The sequence below is a fragment of the Acinetobacter sp. A2 genome, assembly GCF_012371325.1.
Taxonomy (GTDB): Bacteria; Pseudomonadota; Gammaproteobacteria; order Pseudomonadales; family Moraxellaceae; genus Acinetobacter.
This window is the reverse complement of sequence record NZ_JAAZQX010000028.1, coordinates 15,326-31,390: the sequence shown is the minus strand read 5'-3', so window position 1 is coordinate 31,390 and position 16,065 is coordinate 15,326. Positions and strand designations below refer to the sequence as shown.

General features: G+C 40.5%; 16 protein-coding genes. 4 read left to right on the top strand and 12 right to left on the bottom strand.

Annotated elements, in window-relative coordinates:
- Nucleotides 1-257: 257 nt before the first annotated feature.
- Both HHA43_RS10515 and HHA43_RS10510 read right to left on the bottom strand, forming a co-directional pair.
- Nucleotides 258-614, bottom strand: a complete 357-nt coding sequence (locus tag HHA43_RS10515) for a NirD/YgiW/YdeI family stress tolerance protein (RefSeq protein ID WP_168419244.1) — start codon at nt 612-614, stop codon at nt 258-260.
- An 85-nt stretch (nt 615-699) separates the two neighbouring features.
- A complete protein-coding gene (locus HHA43_RS10510) occupies nt 700-2,457 on the bottom strand; it encodes a GspE/PulE family protein (RefSeq protein WP_168419243.1) in 1,758 nt (585 codons plus the stop codon).
- Between the two features lie 155 nt (nt 2,458-2,612).
- On the opposite strand from HHA43_RS10510, the gene HHA43_RS10505 reads away from it, so the two are divergent.
- The gene (locus HHA43_RS10505; RefSeq protein ID WP_252726726.1) at nt 2,613-3,908 is read left to right on the top strand and encodes a DUF4010 domain-containing protein; all 1,296 of its coding nucleotides are present in this window, start codon (nt 2,613-2,615) and stop codon (nt 3,906-3,908) included.
- Here the strand turns inward: HHA43_RS10505 and tsaA are convergent.
- Nucleotides 3,905-4,660 (bottom strand): tRNA (N6-threonylcarbamoyladenosine(37)-N6)-methyltransferase TrmO, encoded by a 756-nt coding sequence (tsaA, locus tag HHA43_RS10500; protein ID WP_168419242.1) that lies wholly within the window; start codon nt 4,658-4,660, stop codon nt 3,905-3,907. The genes HHA43_RS10505 and tsaA overlap by 4 nt on opposite strands.
- A gap of 102 nt (nt 4,661-4,762) precedes the next feature.
- On the opposite strand from tsaA, the gene HHA43_RS10495 reads away from it, so the two are divergent.
- Nucleotides 4,763-5,542, top strand: coding sequence for a ferredoxin--NADP reductase (locus HHA43_RS10495; protein ID WP_168419241.1), 780 nt, complete (start codon nt 4,763-4,765; stop codon nt 5,540-5,542).
- A 69-nt stretch (nt 5,543-5,611) separates the two neighbouring features.
- On the opposite strand, the gene HHA43_RS10490 is transcribed toward HHA43_RS10495, so the two are convergent.
- From HHA43_RS10490 to HHA43_RS10480, 3 genes are all read right to left on the bottom strand, one after another.
- Nucleotides 5,612-5,797 carry a hypothetical protein gene (locus HHA43_RS10490; RefSeq protein WP_168419240.1) on the bottom strand — a complete coding sequence of 62 codons (186 nt, stop codon included), beginning with the start codon at nt 5,795-5,797 and terminating at the stop codon, nt 5,612-5,614.
- Between the two features lie 21 nt (nt 5,798-5,818).
- Nucleotides 5,819-6,073 (bottom strand): hypothetical protein, encoded by a 255-nt coding sequence (locus tag HHA43_RS10485; protein WP_168419239.1) that lies wholly within the window; start codon nt 6,071-6,073, stop codon nt 5,819-5,821.
- Nucleotides 6,074-6,291: 218 nt separating this feature from the next.
- Nucleotides 6,292-6,912, bottom strand: a complete 621-nt coding sequence (locus tag HHA43_RS10480; RefSeq protein WP_168419238.1) for a cation transporter — start codon at nt 6,910-6,912, stop codon at nt 6,292-6,294.
- A 326-nt stretch (nt 6,913-7,238) separates the two neighbouring features.
- Between HHA43_RS10480 and yegQ the strand changes: the two genes are divergently transcribed.
- Both yegQ and HHA43_RS10470 read left to right on the top strand, forming a co-directional pair.
- Nucleotides 7,239-8,618, top strand: coding sequence for a tRNA 5-hydroxyuridine modification protein YegQ (gene yegQ, locus HHA43_RS10475; protein WP_168461162.1), 1,380 nt, complete (start codon nt 7,239-7,241; stop codon nt 8,616-8,618).
- Nucleotides 8,619-8,646: 28 nt separating this feature from the next.
- Nucleotides 8,647-8,916 carry a YfhL family 4Fe-4S dicluster ferredoxin gene (locus HHA43_RS10470; RefSeq protein WP_168419236.1) on the top strand — a complete coding sequence of 90 codons (270 nt, stop codon included), beginning with the start codon at nt 8,647-8,649 and terminating at the stop codon, nt 8,914-8,916.
- A 214-nt stretch (nt 8,917-9,130) separates the two neighbouring features.
- On the opposite strand, the gene ahpF is transcribed toward HHA43_RS10470, so the two are convergent.
- The 6 genes from ahpF to glyA form a co-directional block, all read right to left on the bottom strand.
- The gene (ahpF, locus tag HHA43_RS10465) at nt 9,131-10,696 is read right to left on the bottom strand and encodes an alkyl hydroperoxide reductase subunit F (RefSeq protein ID WP_168461164.1); all 1,566 of its coding nucleotides are present in this window, start codon (nt 10,694-10,696) and stop codon (nt 9,131-9,133) included.
- Nucleotides 10,697-10,949: 253 nt separating this feature from the next.
- Nucleotides 10,950-11,867: a hypothetical protein gene (locus tag HHA43_RS10460; protein ID WP_168419234.1), complete on the bottom strand. Its 918-nt coding sequence runs from the start codon at nt 11,865-11,867 to the stop codon at nt 10,950-10,952.
- A gap of 51 nt (nt 11,868-11,918) precedes the next feature.
- On the bottom strand, nt 11,919-13,046 hold the full coding sequence (locus HHA43_RS10455; RefSeq protein WP_168461167.1) for a toxic anion resistance protein: 1,128 nt from the start codon (nt 13,044-13,046) through the stop codon (nt 11,919-11,921).
- Nucleotides 13,047-13,080: 34 nt separating this feature from the next.
- Nucleotides 13,081-13,872 (bottom strand): tellurium resistance protein, encoded by a 792-nt coding sequence (locus tag HHA43_RS10450; RefSeq protein WP_168461169.1) that lies wholly within the window; start codon nt 13,870-13,872, stop codon nt 13,081-13,083.
- A gap of 204 nt (nt 13,873-14,076) precedes the next feature.
- A complete protein-coding gene (gene rnk, locus HHA43_RS10445) occupies nt 14,077-14,481 on the bottom strand; it encodes a nucleoside diphosphate kinase regulator (protein ID WP_168461171.1) in 405 nt (134 codons plus the stop codon).
- A 163-nt stretch (nt 14,482-14,644) separates the two neighbouring features.
- The gene (gene glyA / locus HHA43_RS10440) at nt 14,645-15,898 is read right to left on the bottom strand and encodes a serine hydroxymethyltransferase (protein WP_019836649.1); all 1,254 of its coding nucleotides are present in this window, start codon (nt 15,896-15,898) and stop codon (nt 14,645-14,647) included.
- Between the last annotated feature and the right edge of the window lie 167 nt (nt 15,899-16,065).

Sequence of the window (16,065 nt, the reverse complement as noted above, 5' to 3'; positions counted from 1 at the left end):
AAAATACAAAAGATAATCATTTAAATCTCTAATAAATACCCACCTTGCCACTACTGAATCGACATAGACAAAATGAGAACTTATGCAAATATTTGTCTATATTTTTAGTTATAGTTAATTACTCTGTTCATTATTAAAATCATTCGTGCTTGGAATAAGCCTTAAATTAATAAAACCACATACACCTTATGGCGTATGTGGTTTTTTAGTGAGATCAAGACGATGTAAAATGAATCTTGTCTTTACACTGCACAAACTTAGTAGCGCACCTGATCTACATCAATTTCAACACGTTTTGCAGGTTTGTGGTCTACATCCACTTCACCAATTAAAGTTACAGGCGTTTTGGCAGAAACTGCTTTGCCATTCCATAAATCATCATCAATATCAACAGTGATGGTGCCCGTGCTATCACGGAACTGATATTTTTCATCACCAATGGCTTTAACGACATAGCCTTTTAACTGCACTTTGCTGTCATCTTTTAAGCTTAGGGCTTGTTTCACCGTCACATTTTTATGCAGTGCTTGGGTGTTAATAGTGTCATCTGCCATCGTAACTGATGCTGCTGCCATTAAACCCGCCATCAATACTGCTTTCATTGTAAATTTCATTGCTTCACCTTTTTTGTGTGGCTCATTTCGTTAAATGTATTAAAACAAAGTAAGATGAGCTGAATCTTAAGATTGCATCATTTTTTTAATTTAATGGCACCACACGCAATACTTCTTCTAATGTAGTCACGCCTTCCAAAACTTTTCGTGCGCCTGCAATACGCAAGGGTTCAATCCCCTCTTTTTTAGCTTGCTGACGCAATTCATTTAAATTGGCATTAGCGCTGATCAATTGTTTGGTATCCAAACTTAAAGGCATAAATTCGTAAATTCCGACTCGACCTTTATAGCCAGTTTGACGACATTCATCACATCCAACCGGTTTAAATACCTGTGCTGGCATTTCCATAATGTAGTCAAAGGTCAAATGTTCCCAATCTTTTTCATTGATTGAGCCTTCCTGTTTACAGTGTGGGCATAGTTTACGCACCAAACGCTGCGCCAAGACTCCTAAAATTGTGGCGGCTGTTAAAAACGGTTGCACACCCAAATCATGCAAACGAGTCAAACTTGATGGTGCATCATTGGTATGTAGTGTAGATAAAACCAAGTGCCCTGTGAGCGCCGCTTGAATTGCCATGTTTGCCGTATCATGATCACGAATTTCCCCGACCATAATAATGTCTGGGTCTTGACGCATTAAGGCGCGTACCCCATCGGCAAAGCCAAGATCAATTGCGGTATTGACCTGCATTTGGTTAAAACTCGGTTCTAACATTTCAATTGGGTCTTCAATAGTACAGACATTGACTTCTTCTGTGGCCAATTGCTTCAGAGAAGAATACAAGGTGGTGGTTTTACCCGAACCTGTTGGGCCTGTCACTAAAATAATGCCATGACTATGTGCCGTCAGTGCATACCATTCGTTCAGTAAGCGACTGTCAAAACCGAGCTGCTGAAAGCTGCGCACCAGAACTTCAGGATCAAAAATACGCATGACCAGTTTTTCACCAAATGCCGTGGGTAAGGTCGATAAACGCAGTTCTGTTTCTTGTCCTTTAGGTGTTCGGGTTTTTAAGCGTCCATCTTGCGGCTTGCGTTTTTCAGCGACATTCATGCGACCTAAAATTTTAATTCGGGAAATTACTGCTGTGAGCGTATTGGCCGGCATGTTGTAGATGGTATGCAGCACCCCATCAATACGAAAACGCACTTTACCTGTGTCTTTACGTGGTTCTAGGTGTATATCACTTGCACCCTGCTCAAAGGCAAATTGCAGCACCCAATCCACCAATTTCACAATATGCTGATCATTGGCATCTGGGTTTTGGGTGTCGCCCAATTGCAATAATGCTTCGACCCCTTTATTTTCACGGTCATGCGCAGAAGATTTTTGCGAAGAATGAACAGCGCGACTGACTTGGTAATATTCAACCAAATAACGCTGCAGTTGATCTGGACTGAGCAAAACTCGCTGAATTTTTTTAGGCAATAAACTACGTTCTAAATTTGCGACCCATTCATTTTTATAAGGTTGGTCTGTCGCAATCAGCACCGCATCTGCGGTAATTTCAACGGCTAATATGCGATTACGCAATGCAAATTCTTGTGACATCACTGCCGTTAAAGCAGCAACATCGGCTTTTAGAGGATCAATAATATAAAATGGTAAGCCTGCTTTATCGGCCAGCCACTGGCATAAACGGTTGAGGGTAAGTGTCGTTTGGGGATGGCTTTGATCGACCAAATTAAAGTTTGCAATCCATTGCAGCGGATGCCATTTTAACTGGTCACGCTGACGATGCGTGGTTTGTACCAAAGCCTGATCGCGCTCGGTAATTTTGCCATCTTTGACTAATTGTTCTAAGCACCAAGTACTGTCTATCTCAAAATTAAAATTCATTGTTATTTGCCCCAAAATCTGGGTTTACTATAGCAGAGTTTACTTTCAGGACTGAATGTCTTCTTCAACTCATGTATGCCGTATTGTTTAATCTAGTCAGGAATTTACTGGAAAAATCGATTCTTAAATAGCGATAAGCGCATTTCAAATATATGATGTTTAAAATAGCGTATTGTATTTGGAATGTTGCAGTGGATTCACTTACACCACCCTCTTTAATCACAACCAATTTCCCCGAACTGCTCACCATTTTTGCAGCAGCGCTAGGCTGTGGTTTACTCATTGGTTTAGAGCGTGAGCGCAGCAAGAGAAATGGACAACATCATCACTTCGCGGGAGTGCGTACCTTCGGTATTTGCTCGCTGTTAGGTGCAATCTGCTTTTTATTTGGCACACCGCTCGCTATTGTGGGTGCACTGATTGTTGGTGGAATTGGTTTGTACTCCCTTAAAAACCAAACGGAAGATGACCCCGGTGCAACCACCGAATTGGCCTTTGTTATGACCTATTTTATAGGCGCATTGTGTTTGTGGAATATTCCACTTGCTGCGGGTTTGTCGGTTATTTTGACTGGCTTACTCATGACCAAACACACCATGCATGGTATTGTCAGCCAATGGATTACCGAAGCAGAACTGCGTGATGGCTTGTTCTTATTGGCCCTAGTGCTGATTGCTTTGCCATTGACTCCCAATACACCTTTATGGGGCAATGTCCTTAATCCTTATGTGATTTTAAAACTGCTGATTTTAATTTTAAGTGTGCAGGCGTTGGCACATATTGCTAAACGCTTACTTTCCAGCAGTAATGCGCTCATGCTTTCTGCCATTGCTTCAGGTTTTGTTTCCAGTACAGCAACCATTGCTAGTTTAGGCATGGAAGTGCGTGCAGGTCGTGGTGATGCACGTGCTAATGCTGGTGCAGCTCTGATGTCTTGTGTTGCAACACTTGCGCAAATGCTAATTATTGTGGCGGGAGTCAATTTGGCATGGTTTAAGCTGTTAATTCTGCCATGTTTAGCAGGAATATTGGTGCTCACTGTTGCAGGGGTATGGCTGCTCAAAAAGCATAAAAGCACCACAACAACAAAACCTGAAACCGACACACGTATGTTCAGCCTAAAAGAAGCTGCAATAATTGTAGCGACTTTAACAGCCATTCAAGCAATGGTTTACGGCTTAGAACAAACCTTGGGCGATGCAGGCTTAATCATTGGGACCTTACTCGCATCTTTATTTGAAGTTCATGCCGCCATTGCAACAGTGGTGATGCAAGGCCCACCTAGCCAGCAAACATTACTCTATGCCTTAATTTTAGGTGTGGTTGCGCATGCCATTGCCAAATGTGTGAATGCTGCGCTGATTGGTGGTTTGCGATTTGCCTTATATTTTGCCCCGACCCAAATTTTACACATGCTGGTTTTGGTCGGTATTTTATATATGTTGGTTTAATCCGTATGAAGTAAGACGATTTTGCAAATATAAACGCAGTTCAGATCAACTTTAAAACTCACATCAAAATCTGCAAAACGCATATTGTAAATTCGCTCAGGGTCATCCTGATATGCAGGTCGTGGGTCTAAAGCCAAGACCTGTTCCAGTTCCTGCACAATCTGCGGCTGCAACAAGCCTAAACTGAGCAACTCAGCTTTTTGTATTTCAGCAGTCTCCATCCACAATACTGTTTTTCGTATCGGCTCATCTTGCGCATAGCCACTTTGTGCATGAGGCACAGCATCTGAATATTGAATATAGGGCTTAATGTCTAAAATAGGCGTACCGTGGAGTAAATCTGCCCCTGTCACATAAATTCGGAGTGACTTACCCACTTTTTTGACCTGTTTAAATTGCACCACAGATAAACCAATGGGTGCAGGACGATACATACTGCGTGTCGCAAAGACACCTATTTTTTGATTACCGCCTAAACGTGGCGGGCGCACTTGGGCACGAAACTTATTGTTTTGCTGGGTTGATGCTGTTTGCTGATCTTCAATTTGATTTTTATTGTCATGAAACTGCCAAATTAACCATAAATGACTAAATGCTTCAATCCCTTCAAATGCCAGTGCATCATTATACGGCGCCTGCATTTCAATATAAGATTCGACCTGTACCAGATTCGGTTGACGAGGAATACCAAATTTTTCTCGGTAGGGAGAATGCATAAATCCGATTATTGGCATTTTTAGATCAGTCTTCATCACTTTTTCTGATAAGCTCAATTAAATATATTCAGTTTATAGAGAATGAATTTAGATTAGAATAGCAAGCTGTTCTAATTTGATAATTTATTGAGACCTTTAATGGCTGCTTTCAACGTCGAAAAGATTACTCACGTACACCACTGGAATGACACCCTATTCAGTTTTAAAACTACCCGTGACACGTCACTGCGTTTTAAAAACGGTCAATTTGTGATGATTGGTCTGGAAGTCAATGGCAAGCCCTTAATGCGCGCTTACTCAATTGCCAGTGCTAATTATGAAGAAGAACTAGAATTCTTCTCTATTAAAGTACCTGACGGCCCGCTTACTTCAATTTTACAAAAAGTGAAAGTTGGCGATGAGTTACTTGTTTCTAAAAAGCCAACAGGAACTTTGGTACTTGACGATTTAAATCCAGGTAAAAACTTATACTTGCTTTCATCTGGTACAGGTTTAGCACCGTTCTTAGCAACCATTCGTGACCCAGAAACGTATGAACGCTTTGAAAAAGTCATTGTCGTACACGGTACTCGTTTTATTTCTGAATTGGCATATCAAGACTTAATCTTAAATGAACTGCCAAATCATGAGTTTTTCCAAGAACTTGGTATTCGTGAAAAACTTGTGTATTACCCAACAGTGACCCGGGAAGAATATCCAAACCAAGGTCGTGTGACTACAGCAATCGAGTCTGGCGAAATATTTGAAAAAATTGGTTTACCACGTTTTAACCCTGAAACTGACCGTGCAATGTTATGCGGTAGCCCTGCTTTCTTAAAAGATGTTGCATCTTTGCTTGATCAGCACGGTTTAAAAGAATCACCACGTATGGGTGAACTAGGTGACTATGTGATTGAACGTGCTTTCGTTGAAAAATAATTGAATGTAGAAATAGTCTATTTAAATAAAAAACCGAGCATTGATGCTCGGTTTTATATTTAATATCAATTAGCGTACACTACGGCCTTCTTGGTTGGCACGCCCTTCACAGTGTGCACCACCGCCAATTACAAAACCACGCTCTGCTTGACATGAACCAATTACACGACCACTCGAATCATAAGTCGTAACTTTTGAAGCACAACCTGTCATTAAAATAGCCGCTGTTAATGCGATTAAACTAGAAATTTTCATTGGATTACCCCTCTTAAAAAATTAATCTTGTTGCAGCGAAATCTGCGTATTGGTCGGTACGGCAGGCAATAAACCCGTACGTTCATCTACTTTAGAATAGTTAATCCCTTGTAAATTGGCACCGCCATAACACACCGCTTTTGCCCCTAAAATAAAGCCCTGTGTCGCCACACATGAACCAATTACCTGCCCCGCAGTGTCATAAGTAACAACTTTAGAACTGCAACCAGCCAAAGCAACTAGGCTTGCTATAGAAATTAGTTTGATTAGTTTCATTAAACCCTCAATTCAAAAAAAATAATAAATATAATTTTTAAAATCATTTAAAATACATCAATTTATTTTTAATTTTAGATATATATTATTTTTTGTAAATAGCAATTCAGCATAACTTTCAAATATTTTTGACGTCAAATTCAACTTTCTCAACCATTAAAAAAACTCAGGAAAGTGTTTGACCTGAGTTTTCTAAATTAGATTTAAAATTTATTCTTTTATTCAGGCACATTCATCCGTCTCTCCGCCAAGGCTTGTTGAATCACATGATAACCTGCGGTTAAACCTAAACTGGCCATAATCACTGCTACCACAAGGTCAGGGATTAAACTGCCTGTGCCAAACACACCAATGGCCGCTAAAATCACTGCAAAATTACCAATCGCATCGTTTCGGCTACACAGCCAAACCGATTTCATATTTGAATCACCATCACGGAAGGTAAATAAAATATAAGCAGTAAATACATTGGCCAACAAAGCGATTGTGCCAATAACACCCATGGTCATGGCTTCAGGAGGAATGTCTTGCACATAGGCATATATCACCTTGCCCAACACAACAACACCGAACAAAGCCATAGTCATACCTTTCAGCAATGCCACTGTAGCACGCCAATATAAACTTGCGCTCAGCACTGCCAGTGAAATACCGTAATTCACAGCATCGCCGAAAAAGTCCAGCGAATCTGCCCATAAAGCAGATGAATGTGCATAAGCACCACCAATCAACTCCACCACAAACATGCTCAGGTTAATCACCAAAGCAATCCACAGTGCTGTTCTAAATTTACTGTTGGGTTTAATGGGTGCAGGTTCATGACTACAAGTACAGGCCATAGATACACCTTCTTTCAAAATACAACTGAGATGATGCTGCTGATTTAAAAAGACAAACTAGTCTTTATTTCATTTTAACAAATAAGATTATGCCTTGCTGATGATTGAGCAAAACTGTCATATTTAGCTACCCTGATCAATCTGCAGCATTTCTTTTTGAGTTCATCACTTATTTTTAAATTTTAATCCACAGCAAACCTATCTTTGATATCCAAATATTGATGGTCAACATGAGTTTTCTTCTGAATCCCGAGCTATTTACTAGGTTGAATCCTAAATTTAGATTCATACAATAAAGCCATATTTCTGCTATTGCTTTTTTGATCATGACCATTTCCCACGTCACCGAACTTCTTTCTCCTGCTGGCTCTTTAAAAAATATGCGCTATGCCTTCGCTTATGGGGCAGATGCTGTCTATGCAGGGCAGCCGCGTTACAGTTTACGCGTGCGCAACAATGAATTCGATCATGACAATTTAGCCATTGGCATTCAAGAAGCCCATGAATTAGGTAAAAAGTTTTATGTAGTGGTCAACATCCAGCCACACAATAGCAAACTGAAAAACTTTATTCGTGACCTAGCACCTGTGGTGGCGATGCAACCTGACGCCCTGATTATGTCTGACCCAGGTCTGATTATGATGGTGCGTGAAAACTTCCCTGACATGCCTGTGCATTTGTCGGTACAGGCCAATGCCGTGAACTGGGCCACGGTGAAATTTTGGCAGAATATGGGACTCACTCGTGTCATTCTTTCACGTGAGTTGTCGATTGATGAAATCGAAGAAATTAAAAACAACGTGCCTGGCATGGAAATTGAAGTATTTGTACATGGCGCATTGTGCATGGCCTATTCAGGTCGCTGCATGCTTTCAGGCTATATGAATAAACGTGATGCCAACCAAGGTGCATGCACCAATGCCTGCCGCTGGGAATACAAAATTCACGATGCTGTTGAAGATGAAACAGGCGACGTGATTCCTGTCAAAAATATTTCAGCAGAAGCCGATGCAGATGAACAGCACATGCAGGCGCAGCATCAATTCAACGAACCTGTACTGTTACAACGTAATGAAGAAGATATGTTTGCTGCCGAAGAAGATGAGCACGGCACTTACTTTATGAATTCTAAAGATTTACGTGCGGTACAACACGTAGATCGTTTAACTAAAATGGGTATCCACTCCCTTAAAATTGAAGGTCGTACCAAGTCTTATTTCTACTGTGCACGTACCGCACAAATTTACCGTAAAGCCATTGATGATGCGTTGGCAGGTAAACCATTTGACCCAGCGCTTATGACACAGTTAGAAGGTCTAGCCAACCGTGGTTATACCGAAGGTTTCTTGCGTCGCCATGTTCACAGCGAATACCAAAACTACGAAACAGGCTCATCTAGTTTTGATCATCAACAATTCTGTGGTGAAGTTTTAGAGCGCAATGGCGACTATATTAAAATTGATGTGAAAAACCGTTTTGTGGTGGGCGACTCGTTAGAATTGATGACACCACAGGGCAATATCTACTTCAACTTAACCGAAATTAAAGACAAAAAAGGTAATTTGATTGAAGATGCCAAAGGTTCAGGGCATATTGTAGAAATTCCTGTTCCTGCGGATGTTGATATGCGTTATGCCCTGCTCATTCGCAACCTGCCAAATTCGACTGCCGATATTTCTGCGTCTTCTTTGGCCTATCAAGCCTAAGTGGCAATGAACTAAGCGAGTTTCTGCAATGGCACTACTGATTACCGATCAATGCATCAATTGCGATATGTGTTTGCCAGAATGCCCGAATGAAGCGATTTATGAGGGTGAAAAGGTCTATGAAATTGATGTAGATCGTTGCACGGAATGTGTTGGATTTTACGACTATCAAACCTGTGTATCTGTCTGCCCAATTGAATGCATTATTCCGCATCCTGAGCATGTAGAAACCAAGGAGCAACTGCAAGAAAAGTTTAAGCAACTGAATCTGTTTGGACAAAATAATCCAAGTCATTAAAGCAAGCCTGGAACTATCTTCAGAAAGTCCAATCGTAACTTAGAAATAAAGCGGACTATTTAAGAAAAAAAGAACTGAGTTGTTAGCCGACTCAGTTCTTAAAACAAAAAATAGAATAAATAATCAATACTGTGCAGATACGCACTTTAGCGAATATAGCGCCTGAGTATTGGGGAACTCAGGCGCTATCCTTTTAGTTCGATGGGTTCAGCACTTACTGACCTGAACGGATGATGTAATCGAATGCTGAAAGTGATGCTTTCGCGCCTTCGCCAGTTGCAATAATGATTTGCTTGTACGGTACAGTTGTACAGTCACCCGCAGCAAATACACCTTTTACATTGGTTTCGTTGCGCTCATTAATCACAATCTCACCACGATTCGTTAACTCTACTTTTGACTCTTTTAAGAAGTCCGTATTTGGCAATAAACCAATTTGTACGAAAATCCCTGCAAGTTCAACCGTATGCTCTTCATCTGTCTCGCGGTCTTTGTATTTCAATGCAGTGACCTGTGCACCATCACCAATCACTTCAGTCGATAATGCATTGGTAATCACGGTTGTATTTGGCATGCTATTTAATTTGTTTTGCAAGACTTGGTCAGCACGTAATTTAGTATCGAACTCAACCAAAGTCACATGCTCTACAATTCCTGCAAGGTCAATCGCAGCTTCTACACCAGAGTTACCACCACCAATTACTGCAACACGTTTGCCTTTAAATAATGGACCATCACAGTGTGGGCAATACGCTACACCACGAGTACGGTATTCTGCTTCACCCGGTACATTCATTTCTCTCCAACGTGCACCTGTAGATAAGATGACCGTTTTCGATTCAAGTACTGCACCATTTTCCAAAGTCACTTCAACCAGACCATTGGCAGTTTCATCAGCACCTTTAATTGCAGATACTTTTTGTAGATTCATAATATCTACATCGTATTCACGCACGTGTGCTTCCATTTCTGCTGCAAATTTTGGACCTTGGGTTTTCTGGATTGAGGTAAAGTTCTCAATGTCCATCGTATCCATAACCTGACCGCCCATGCGCTCAGCCACAATACCGGTACGGATACCTTTACGTGCAGAGTAAATTGCAGAAGTATTACCTGCAGGGCCACCACCAATCACCAAGACATCAAACGCTTCTTTGGCATTCAATTTTGCAGCATCTTTGCTTGCAGAATCTGTATCCAATTTAGCCACAATCTCTTCAAGTGTCATACGACCTTGACCAATATGGTTGCCATCTTGGAATACCATTGGTACAGCCATAATTTTGCGTTGCTCAACTTCGTCTTGGAAGAAAGCACCATCAATCATGGTTGCAGTTGTACCTGGGTTGTAAATCGCAATCAGGTTCAACGCTTGCACCACGTCTGGACAGTTATGGCAGCTTAGCGATACAAACACATCAAAGTTAGATGCAAGATTTAATTCTTTGATTTGCGTTAAAACTTCATCCGATACTTTTGGTGCATAACCTGAAGTTTGCAATAAAGCCAAGATTAATGAAGTGAATTCATGTCCCATTGGCAAACCTGCGAAAAATACGCGCGGTTGCTCACCTACTTTTGCAATCCCAAAACTTGGTGCACGTGAATTTTGACCGTCAAAACGTGCAGTAACTTGAGGCGAAAGTGCCGCAATTTCTTCGACCAATTCTTTAATTTTGGCAGATTTATCTGAACCATCTAAAGTCGCCACAAGTTCAATCGGGCTTTCAAGACGTTCTAATAAAGTTTTAAGTTGTGCAGAAGTATTTTGATCTAACATGGCTAACGTCTCCAATGGAGTAAAATTATGTCGTTGAAGTTATCTTACGAAAATTTCATGTATAGGTGAAACGGTTTATTTTTATATTTATGATCGTTTTTTCAAATGGTTGCTCAATTTTACAAATACTGCATAAAATTTAGCGACACTCATTGAACACAGCAACTACACCTAAATCATTCATATTTCACAATAACATAATTTAGGTGTGACTGCTGAAGCGATTACTACGAAATCACGTTTTAATCCTACTTTATTCTAAACGCTGTTGAATACGGTAGATGCGCTGCTGCAAGTGCCATGATAAAAACCACAAAAATGCCGAAACAATTGCCATCATAACAATGAGCGCAAGACTAAGATAATGTGCCACTGTATTGAATTGTTCGGCTTGCTGCACTTGTTTACTTACACTTTGTGCCATAGGCGTTAGTGCTTTTCCATAAACCTGTTGCTGCATCGTCCATAACTGCTCAGGCTTAAAGCCATAATGTAAAAACTGAGGGTCTAGCTGTTCTGCTTTAACCAAATTCAGCACTTGTGGAATAGCTGCATCTTTATCTGCAGGATGATGCATCAGCGCAGTTTGTGCCAACAAATAGGCTTCCACTGGTGCAGCAAGGTCGGCCTCTTGTAAATAACGTGCCAGTTCGCTTTCCTGAATATTGCGCTCATAATGCACAATTTTGGCATACACATCCTGCGTATCATCTTGCAGATCATGCTGTACATAGCTCAAAGCCGACCATAACACAATAAAACTGATTAACCAGCCTACAAATTTCAGCACAAAAGACTGAAAGCGAATATAAAAAAAACGTATTTTTTTAAGCAAATAAATAAGGAAAAATGCGCCAATGAATGAGACCGATAATTTCAGTATCAGCCAGCCAAACCAAGACAACAAGCTAAAAAAATAATCAGGCTGCTGCCCTAAATTGGCTAATGTCGCATCCACACTTGCTGGCATGTGTAACTGCTGAACTTCAGTGCTTAAGCCAAAAAAACTGTAAATTACGTCTTGCTGAATAAAAAAGCCGATCACCGATGCTAGCAAAAGTGTCATAGACACTACTGCCAAAATACCCAGCTTTTTTTGGCGCTGCTGTAATGCCACAACACCTGTTTGCAACTGTTGTGGCTGGATGGCATATTCATCGAGTGGTGGCAAAATTAAACTCCTATTCAGCAATTTTCAGATTAAATTTACAATACCTGCCCATTAATGGCCTGAATGTTGACTGGAACTAATGACCAGTTGATTCAGATTATCCTGCAAAGCACGCAGACGTGTAGTTGCTTCAGCACGTTTTTGCATCCCCTCTTTTTGCACCTGAATCACATCATTAACCGTTTTAATGAGGGTATTTTGTACGTGTTCAAGGGTTTCAATATCAATCACCGAACGTTGATTGGCTTTGGCGGTATCTACAGAATTTTGATGTAATAAGTCTGCATTACGGCGTAGCAATTCATTGGTGGCATCATCAATACTGTTGGCCAACTGCACACTATTTTTCTGCTCGTTTAGAGAAATTGCTAAACTGATCTGGTTTTTCCACGCTGGTAAAGTAATGTTCTTAATCGCATAAAACTTATCGACCAACATTAAATTATTGGACTGAATAATCCGAATCATAGGTAAAGTTTGCATGGCAGATTGCTGCAACACTTGTAAATCACTGACCCGTTTTTCCAAATTATTGGCAAGATGATTCAGGTCATAAATTTTTTGCGTTGTGGTTTGGTCTTGGGGTTGTGCTGAAAATTCAGCGAGTTGCTGCTGAATTTCCTGCTGCTTTAGTTTGCCCGCTGCAATATAAACTCCTAGTTGCTTATATTCATCCTGCACACCCTGAAACATTTGATCAAGCGTGTTTACACGGGTTTTTAAACCATTTTGTGAGCTTTCAATTTCAGTGACTAAACTATCAATCTGCTCTTTGGTACTGTTAAAATTTTGATCAAAACTTTGCTTAGCGCCTTTGAGTTTATTGAATAAACCACCTAAGAAACCACTACTTTTTTGTGGATTTAAAATACTGTTGGTATTTAACTGCTGTGCAACCTGCACCACCTGATTCAGCTTCTGCCCAGTCACATCTAAATCTTTATTTTGTACTAAGCCTAAAAGCTCATCGGTATAAGCTGAGGTTTTACTGGCAATATTTTTTCCATATTCTGCAACTGCATGATGATTCAAATCACTCAACTCTTTACGCACAGCCAATACCTCTTGAAAATCTTCAGCCTGCAAACCAATTTCCTGCAAATTAAGTTGCTGAAACTGCTGTTCAGCCTGCGCATCACTCACTTGGACAGATAGCTGATGTTGTTCAGAAGTTGACATATTTTTACCTCTCTATAGTGCAAGACTGAACGCATTACGATTGCGCAGGCTTTTCTAAGGATTTTCTTAAACTCTTAATTAAATGTTCACGACTATGATCCAGCTTTTCTAACTGACTGTGCGAACCACTTTGCTGACTTTGTTTAACATGATATTGCCATGCAGGAATCAACACCTGTTGTGCTTCTTTAAAACGGTCTAACAAACTAAAAGAAAGTTGCTGTGAAAGTTGCATTTGTGTAATGGCAATATCATTGCTGCTTTGCAACGTCTTTAAACTATAAATTTTCTTGGTCAGTCTTTCGTTAAAATTATCTAAGGGATGCTGATTACGCACAAACTTAGGATATTCCAATAAAAATTCATCAGCCGCTTGAATATATTTGGCCATTTGCTCACGTAAACCAATAAGCTGCTGAAAACGTGATTGGGACTTTTGAATCTCAATTTGTAGCTTCTGACTCAGCGTATCTGCTTGCTGTAACAAAACATCTAGATGCTTATAGTATTGCACCTGCCCTGCACCATATTCCAAATCAATACCCAGCCACTTTTGCAGCGCATTGAACTTACGTTGCTTCAACACTTTTTTAGAATTACCCAAGGCTTGTATGAGTTGCTCAATGGTCGCACTCAATTGTTGGGTTAAATGCGGATCTACACCATCCAACAATACTGCTTGTGCCTGAATCAGCTGATCTGCATAATGATTTAAACGATATTGATCATTCAGCAAAGGCACCAAGTCATTACGCTGAATAGCCAATAGCTCAGTACGATCGACTGGAATATCTTGCAAGGCTGGTAAAATTTCAAACTGAGACATAGACCAATACAACCCTCGTTTCTGATTTTATAGTACGTGTTTTATGGCTAAGGTCATGTAATATTTTGCAATTTTTTATTTCGATCTGCATTCAAGGCTAATTAATATTCATGCTCACTCATCCATGTGTTAAAGCCTAATTGATAATTTCAGTGCATAAAAAAGCCATGATCTACATGGCCTTTGAATGTTCCAAACGCAGGATTATAAATAATCCCCTTCGCGCTCTGGTTGATACAGAATTTTCTCAATCTTGACTCTCATCAAATGACCGTCTGGCTGTGGCCATTCAATTTCTTGCCCTTCAGCTAAACCTAAAATGGCCGTGCCTACAGGTGCAACCACATTCACCTGTCCTTTCTCACCTTTAAAATCATGTGGATAAACCAAGGTAATTTCAGTCGGTTCTTTTGCAGGTGCAATGGTAATCAACGCACGGGCATTCATACTCACTACATTTGCAGGTACGTCTTGAGGAGCAACGACTTCGGCACGTGCTAACTCATCTTCTAAATGTTGCATCGTAGGCGTCAATTTTGGTTGATGCTCAAGCATTGTTTCTAAACGATGCAAATCTTGTTCTGAAATAATAATCTTTGGTTTAATCATTTACTTATATTCCTGTCATTAGACAAACACTGAATCAATCAGCTTATCTACCCTCATATTCAATACGCTTAAGTTATAACAGAAATTCAGCTTATTGAATGAAGAATCATTTTTTTACATCCATAAAAAAAAGCCCCTTGAGGGGCTTTTCTCAAGGATGTGCTTATTTTGCGTAAACTGGGAATTTCGCGCAAACAGCTTCAACTTTTGCTTTTACAGTATTAATTACAGCTTCGTCACCTTTGCTGTCAAGAATGTCTGCAATCCAACCTGCAAGATCACGCACTTCAGCTTCACCAAAACCACGTGTAGTTACTGCTGGTGTACCAATACGGATACCAGAGGTTACAAATGGAGAACGTGGGTCATTTGGTACTGAGTTTTTGTTAACAGTAATGTGCGCCGCACCTAACCATGCATCTGCATCTTTACCAGTAATATCTTGCTTGATTAAAGAAAGCAAGAACAAGTGGTTTTTCGTACCGCCAGATACCACATCATAGCCACGTTCAATAAGAACTTCAGCCATTGCTTGTGCATTTTTCACAACTTGTTGCTGATAAGCTTTGTATTCAGGCGCCATTGCTTCTTTAAAGCAAATCGCTTTTGCTGCAACTGCGTGTACCAATGGGCCACCTTGGTTACCTGGGAATACAGCAGATTGTAATTTTTTCTCGATCTCTTCGTTGGCTTTAGCAAGGATTAGACCAGAACGTGGACCACGTAATGTTTTGTGTGTAGTAGTGGTCGTTACGTCTGCAATTTGTACAGGGTTAGGATAAACACCTGCTGCCACTAGACCCGCAACGTGAGCCATATCTACGAATAAATATGCGCCTACTTTGTCTGCGATGTCACGGAAACGCTGCCAGTCTACAATTTGGCTATACGCAGAGAAACCCGCAACGATCATGCGTGGTTTGTGTTCAAGCGCCAAACGCTCTACTTCTTCGTAATCAATTTCGCCAGTTTCTGGGTTTAAGCCGTATTGAATAGCATTATACGTTTTACCAGAGAAGCTTACTTTTGCACCGTGAGTCAAGTGACCACCGTGAGCCAAGCTCATGCCCAATACAGTATCGCCTGGGTTAAGTAAGGCTAAGTAAACTGCAGAGTTTGCTTGCGAACCTGCGTGTGGTTGAACGTTAGCATAATCTGCACCAAAGAGTTCTTTAGCACGGTCAATCGCCAGTTGTTCAATAATATCTACGTACTCGCAACCGCCGTAGTAGCGTTTGCCTGGGTAGCCTTCTGCATATTTATTGGTAAGTTTTGAACCTTGTGCTTCCATTACTGCAGGTGAGCAGTAGTTTTCAGAAGCAATTAACTCAATATGAGCTTCTTGACGCGCATCTTCATTGGTGATCGCTTGAGCTAATTCTGGATCAAATTCGGCAATAGAAATATTGGCAAACATTAGCGAGGTCCTATTAATTTAGGGCTTTTAAGCCGTGCTAAGATTGGCGCGTATTGTAGCATAAAGTTTGCGAACTGAGAGAATGAACTTTGCTCAGTTTTACATAAAAATAGCTCATGTTTCGGATAAAACACGAGCTATTTCAGATCAATTCAATATTATATCGG